Below are 6,526 nucleotides of genomic sequence, written 5' to 3'. Positions count from 1 at the left end.
AGTATCAATACCAAACATGAAATAGGTACAACCATTATTTATATAGATGATTCTGTATTCAGAACCACTCGCTACCAACAGTATTTTAAAAGTCCGGGTAAGACATACTATGAATCACCGATCAATCGTCCGCACATTGCCAAGAAGTTGATATTTGCCTCTAATGGAGCATATTACTGGACTCAAAATGATGGAGCAATGGCTCCCTATTTGCAGCCTGACGAAGAAGTGATAAAGAGAAAAGGCGAGGATTACCCGCACCTCTTTACCTTGCAAGAGCGAGGTGTCAAAGTAGAATACATCAAAACGACTAACAATTCCCATCAACTGAGATACACTTCGGAAAATGGGTTTGCTGAAGATGTTTTTTTTGATGAAAAGTCTGGGTTGATACAACGAACATTTAAGGAAATCCAAACATCAATTGGCCCTGCACAAGTCATTCAAATATTTGACGACTACCGCAATGTAAACGGTGTAATGATTCCCTTTCGAGTAGAATCTCAATATCCTCCAAGTGAAGTGGATTTGAATATCATCAATGAGCTAAGCATCAATGAAGAGGTCAGTGATGATATTTTCGAATTTCCAAAAGCGCCATCACTTTCCACGGAGGAAATAAACATGCTGAAAGGGGTATACAAGAATGTTAACACTACACTGGAGATAGTGTTTGAAGGCGAACAACTGCAAGTGAAATTGAATAACTCACAACCATTGGACTTGCAGGTCGTAACCAAAGAATTCTTTATGTTCAGAGTTGGTGAGAATGAAAAAAGCCATGTTGAAAACATAAGAATCATCGGTTCGGGCAAAGTCCGGCTACAATACAAAGAAAAGAACGAATTGCTAACTAAGTATGTCAAATAAACATACTTAGTTGAGCGAAAAACTTAAAACAAAGAATCAGTAAACCTAAAAAAACAGGTACAATTGCTATGAATGCATGGGGTTTCATCGTTCAGGATATTTTCGTGGGGATTGGAAAGTCCGCCACAAGTAATATATTTAAAATAAAACGTGGCTATTTGCGAGACTAGAGGTTAGTGCACTCTAATCCCCACTCATCATAGCTGGTCGTTATGCACAATTCACTAATGAACAGACGTATTTTCATATTCTCTATTATTCTACTTTCAATCAGTTGCAATCGAAACTCTGAGTCAACAACTCAAACAGGGAAATCACGAAGTGAGCTGCTAAAAGAAATTCCATATAGAGGAGAAATTATTAGTGATGGCATTACTGAAAGTATAACTCAAACCATCAGGCTTGTAATCGAACAAACTGAAACTTTAAATGAAGTTGCCATTTTCTATATGGTAGAACATGGAAAACTGGAGAGGTTAACTGGAAATTGGGAAAACGGAATAATTGCTTTAAATCAAGCTAACGAACTTTGGAGAGACATAGACCTAACAATGAGCATTGTTGTATATCCCAGCTTCTCCCAAGATGCTGTAACTGGAGAAACTAAAGAACTTTGGGTCATTGAAGTTGATCATAAATCTGTGAGTAGAACCTGCAGAATGTTTATCGATAAACCAACTCCGAATGAGCTCACGGAATTAACATGTTAATGTAAAAAAAGTGCATAACATGGTGCAGCAAAGCATATACGAAAGTGCTTTCTATCAAGTAACTGCTACTCTCCCATTCATTCTGCGTTTTGAGTTCTTGGCTTTAAGGGCAGGTCTTCCTTGTACTTTATTGGCTCTTCGCCCCCAAGCAGATGAGGGTTGGCAGCGGGTAGAGAAGTTTCTTCGCCAAGTTCGCTGCAACTAGGTTCTAAACGCAGAATTTCATTACTTTAGTGCAAATCAGTCCGGATGGCATACGCTTGCTGCACGGGCGTTAGCATCAATTCTATGAGGACTTATTTGACCATATTTATATTTACTTTTTTATTCATCGGTTGCAATTCAAGCGTTAAAAACACTGAGGACAAACAAGATTTTGATGTATCTGAATATGAAGGAATATTAATGCCAAAACTGTCTACAAGTGAAAAGGAGATTTGGAACTTTTATAACGGCAAGAGTGAAGCAACTTTAAAAAGAGGTGTACAAACATTTAAATTTGAGCTATCAAACTATTCAAAATACACCAATCCTGAATTTCTTGAAAATCATTTGCAATCAATCAACTATATAGATTTTAAATACAAATCTAACGATGGTGTGTTGATAATATATAATCCTACTATTAAGGACTCAATCGGCATACTGTCGCTAAATCTTGACTCTATGGCTTTATCTAGATTAGAGTATGAAGTAAACATGAATTTAAAGTTTAGAGATTCAGATTCAACCTTCACTTACAGAGGTATTGTTGACTTAATAGACTAAATATGATGCTAACATGGCGTAAGAGCGCATTTGGACTTCACTGTGCGAAATCCCTCCCCTGTTATGTGGCACCCAAGCCAATACTAACGAACTGAGCATCTTAATGAAATAAAAGCATATACCATTTATTATCAACCTTTTACAAAGCCAATCAGAGGTACTTTGTATATTTATGGTAAAGTATTACCCTAATTGCAAACAACTCTCATAACACCAAATAATTGGCTTCTGATTAAGACTAAAATGGCTTTAGCAGTCATTTTAGTCTTAGTTTTTTCAATGGGTTATGGGCAAGACTGGCAAACCCTGAACGGCCAAAGTCTTGAATACTACGCTCAAGGTAAGTATGAAAAAGCAATTGAATATGCTGACCAGGCGCTGGAGGTAGCAGTTAAAAAATATGGTATAGTAAGCGAACAATATATCAACAGTTTATCTAATAAAGCCTATGCCGAATCGGGTTTAGGAGATCATCACCGCGCAACAGAGCATTTTAGAAAAGTTGTTAACCTTAGCTTCAAGCAGTATCCCATTTCACATGTGGCGCAAGTAGAGTCACTCTATGAGCTCGCCAAGACGTATGTCAGCCTATGCGTTTATGACAGTGGTACCTACTATATCAATGAGGGACGTTATGTTTTTAATGCTATTTATAAAAACAACAAAGCTCATTATGATACAGCGTTGTATGACATTGCCAATGCATATTTTAAACTTAATAGCCTGGATGCCAGCCTGCACCATAGGCTAGGCCAGTATAACGAAGCCGTAAAAATGCTTGAGGCACAAGTGGTGTTTATAAAGGACTTTTACCCTGATAGCTATAGATCGCTTCGAGACTATCAGATTACTATTAACAATCTGTGCAGCTATAGTCAGGCCACTGGTAATATGGTGTTGGCAAAAGATTATGCACTTCATTATTACCAATTGATTAAAGATAACGACAATGTTCTTGACAGGATTAATGCACTTCAAAACCTGGGGAGCACTAATCGTAATATGGGGCAGTATGATTCGGCCTTTTATTATTGGAATAAAACCTTAACTGCCATTGATAATAGTGAGTATTTAAACACACCGATTCATACCAGCACACTCAATAACATTGGAGAACTCCATCATGACCTAGAAGAGTATGATTCTGCTATTTTTTATCTAAGTAACGCTATCCAGATTCAAGAGAAAAAAGCGGCTATTGATCCATATGTTTACCTAACAACACGGGTTAATCTAGCAGCTACTTACCATAATGCTGGCCACTATCCTGAGGCGGATAAAGAATATGCCTGGGTAATAGAAACCCTATTGGAAGATGTTACTCATAATTTCACCTACCTGAGCGATGATGAAAAATTGGCTTTTTACAAAAACCAATTATCAATTATAGAAGCCTATACCACTTTTGCACTCGATGTTTCTGGGGTTATAAATATTCAAGGTACTGAAAATCCCTATATCAATCCGGGCATTCCAGGCACCCTTTATAATCTGCAATTGACAACAAAAGCGCTGATATTAAACTCCAGTAGGAGAATGCGTGAGAATATCTTGAGTAGTGGTGACACTACACTTATTAAAATTTACTCGCTATGGCAGCAGCGAAAAGATCAGTTGGCCCAAGAAATAGTAAATGGCAAGAAACCTGAACATGAACTGAAAGCTTTGAGAACCAAGATTGAGGAAAATGAGAAATGGTTGGTGACCAACTCGCGAAGTTTTAGGACAGGGTTTGCAAAAGAAACAGTAGCGTGGCAGCATATCCAAAGGCAATTAAAAAAAGATGAAGCAGCAATAGAAATAATAAGGTTAGCAGGTGGTTTAATTTATGGCGCACTGATATTAACACCTGAAACGAAAAGCCATCCCAAATTCTCTATTGTAATGAGCAGGCCTTCAAAATTTCTGGAGAAGGAATCGTTTAGTGGTTATAAAAATGCCATTCTCTTTCAGCAAAAGGACAACTTTTCTTACGCAAAATACTGGCAGCCAATCATCGACTCTGTAGCTGCTCACATGCCTGATAAAAAACAACCGAGCAGAATTTATCTTTCGAATGATGGCATATACAATCAACTAAACATAAATACCTTATACGATACTGCAAGACAGGAATATGTGATAGACCAAACGGAAGTTGTGATTGTATCAAACACTAAAGAACTGCTAAAAGCACCGAAAGAGCCAGCGGGCAAAACCACTAAAAAAATCGTGCTTTTTGGTGAACCACGCTTCTCTACCTACCCCATTAAAAATGCGGAATATGCGGAATTGCCAGGCACTGGCAAGGAAGTGAAATTAATTAACGAAATCCTACAAGCTGCCAATTGGAAAACAGAGCTATATAAGGAAGAAGAAGCGAATGAATTTACACTCAAAGAACTTCAAAGAACTAATGTACTGCATTTGGCCAGTCATGGATTTTTCAAGCCCTCATCTGAGGAAGTGCCGTTTTCTATTACAGAAACACTGATGCAATCCGGTATAGCACTTGCTGGAGTAAATGATTCCACCCACACTGCCGAAGATGGAATATTAACAGCTTATGAGGTTATGAACCTTCCTCTAGATTCTACCGAACTGGTAGTGCTCTCTGCTTGCGAAACGGCACAGGGTGTTAATAATCATGGTGAAGGAGTATATGGTTTACAAAGGGCCTTTAGCGTGGCCGGTGTTAACAACCTGATCATGAGCCTTTGGAAAGTTGATGATGAAGCTACTCAAAAATTAATGGTGTCATTCTACAAAAACTGGATCAAACTAAAGGACATGCGCAAGGCCTTTACTTTAGCACAAAAGGAACTTCGTGAAGACTACCCATCACCCTATTATTGGGGAGCTTTTGTACTAACAGGGATCTGATATTCGTTACAACAAACACTGATTTTGTTTAGAGTTTAGAGGCTACCAAAATATCCTTGGGTGAAAGGATTTTTTTAGTATAACCCGCTTTGGTAACGTTAATCATAGCCAAACCAAGCTGCGTTGTGTTAACAATAGTGTTAGGTGCAACTAGTTTAATAAGCTTAATAAGCCACATAAAGTAGTCGTAAAAGAACTGATAGAGTTTTGTACTTGATCTTATTCCTTTTAAAGGAATTATAGTGCCGGGGCGAAACATAAAAGCCTGTGAGAAACCCATGTTTAATAAATCGTTCTCGGTCTTCCCCTTTACACGTGCCCACATCATCCTGCCTTTTTCAGAGCTATCAGTGCCCTGCCCAGATACATAGGTAATGGTCATTTTAGGGTTTAAATCATAAATTGTCTTTGCAAGATTTATAGTATATGAATGGGTAATCTCAGCATATTTTGCTTCATCCAAGCCTGCAGCACTAACTCCCATGCACAAATACGCAGCATCAAAACCTTTGAGTTGGTCTTTAATACTGCTATAATCTGAAAAATCAGCATGAATAACCTCTTCCAATTTAGCATGCGAGATGCCAATGCCCCTCCTGTTAATAAGTAAAACTTTTTCAACTTCAAGATGATCTAGACATTCGAGAAGAACTCCTTTGCCAACCATACCTGTTGCTCCAGTTATTATGACTTTCATATGCCTAACATTATTATTTGTAAGTACTCACTTACTTATTGTTTAAATTTTTCACTCTTTATATTTCTCAATAAGAATATCGACCGTTTCATTAATATCAAAGTTCTGGGATAAGAATAATTTCGTAACCATCCCATCCATTAAGATCAATATTAGTTGTGCTTCTTTTTCCGGATAGCTATAACCCAGTTTTTCAAATGCATTAGTCAGTGCCACTTTAATGGGTTCTACTTTTGAATCATCATAAGTTTCAGTTTCCCATTTCAATTTATATTGCAGTTTCCAGAAATGAGCTTGCTCTGGATCAGCTGCCACGGTTTTAAGTGCTGTTAATGCTTTATTAATTACTTCCTGGGGATCGGACTCTGTAATTATATCAGCAAAAATGTATTCTAGTCTTTCTTCACCCAGATCCATCAATGCCTTGAGTAGGCCCTCCTTACTCTTAAAATGCCTGAAAATTAAGCCTTCTGACACACCGGCCTGAGCAGCAAGTTTACTTGTTGAAGTAGACTTAAAACCCTCTTGAGCAAAAAGCTCCAACGCAGCGCTTAGAATGTTTTCTTTCTTTTCAGTCATAAAGTGAGTGATTACTTACAAAGTAGAATACTTTACTTTA

Annotated in this window: 6 protein-coding genes; 4 read left to right on the top strand and 2 right to left on the bottom strand. The window is 37.8% G+C overall.

Annotated features, from left to right (window positions below):
* The 4 genes from E1140_RS21495 to E1140_RS12215 all read left to right on the top strand — a co-directional run.
* Positions 1 to 870, top strand: an 870-nt coding sequence (locus E1140_RS21495) for a hypothetical protein (RefSeq protein ID WP_185153552.1), incomplete at its 5' end; no start/stop codon positions are given.
* A 212-nt stretch (positions 871 to 1,082) separates the two neighbouring features.
* A complete protein-coding gene (locus E1140_RS12225; RefSeq protein ID WP_155183940.1) occupies positions 1,083 to 1,580 on the top strand; it encodes a hypothetical protein in 498 nt (165 codons plus the stop codon).
* A gap of 288 nt (positions 1,581 to 1,868) precedes the next feature.
* On the top strand, positions 1,869 to 2,348 hold the full coding sequence (locus E1140_RS12220; RefSeq protein WP_155183937.1) for a hypothetical protein: 480 nt from the start codon (positions 1,869 to 1,871) through the stop codon (positions 2,346 to 2,348).
* A 243-nt stretch (positions 2,349 to 2,591) separates the two neighbouring features.
* The gene (locus E1140_RS12215) at positions 2,592 to 5,210 is read left to right on the top strand and encodes a CHAT domain-containing protein (RefSeq protein ID WP_155183933.1); all 2,619 of its coding nucleotides are present in this window, start codon (positions 2,592 to 2,594) and stop codon (positions 5,208 to 5,210) included.
* 28 nt (positions 5,211 to 5,238) lie between these two features.
* Here the strand turns inward: E1140_RS12215 and E1140_RS12210 are convergent, their stop codons facing one another.
* Together E1140_RS12210 and E1140_RS12205 are read right to left on the bottom strand one after the other, a co-directional pair.
* The gene (locus E1140_RS12210; protein ID WP_155183894.1) at positions 5,239 to 5,907 is read right to left on the bottom strand and encodes an NAD-dependent epimerase/dehydratase family protein; all 669 of its coding nucleotides are present in this window, start codon (positions 5,905 to 5,907) and stop codon (positions 5,239 to 5,241) included.
* Between the two features lie 51 nt (positions 5,908 to 5,958).
* Positions 5,959 to 6,486 carry a TetR/AcrR family transcriptional regulator gene (locus E1140_RS12205; RefSeq protein WP_155183891.1) on the bottom strand — a complete coding sequence of 176 codons (528 nt, stop codon included), beginning with the start codon at positions 6,484 to 6,486 and terminating at the stop codon, positions 5,959 to 5,961.
* Positions 6,487 to 6,526 lie beyond the last annotated feature (40 nt).

This window comes from Fulvivirga lutimaris, from assembly GCF_009711525.1.
GTDB classification, from domain to species: domain Bacteria; phylum Bacteroidota; class Bacteroidia; order Cytophagales; family Cyclobacteriaceae; genus Fulvivirga; species Fulvivirga lutimaris.
The sequence above is the reverse complement of the archived record's forward strand: the minus strand, read 5'-3'. Positions and strand labels throughout refer to the sequence as shown.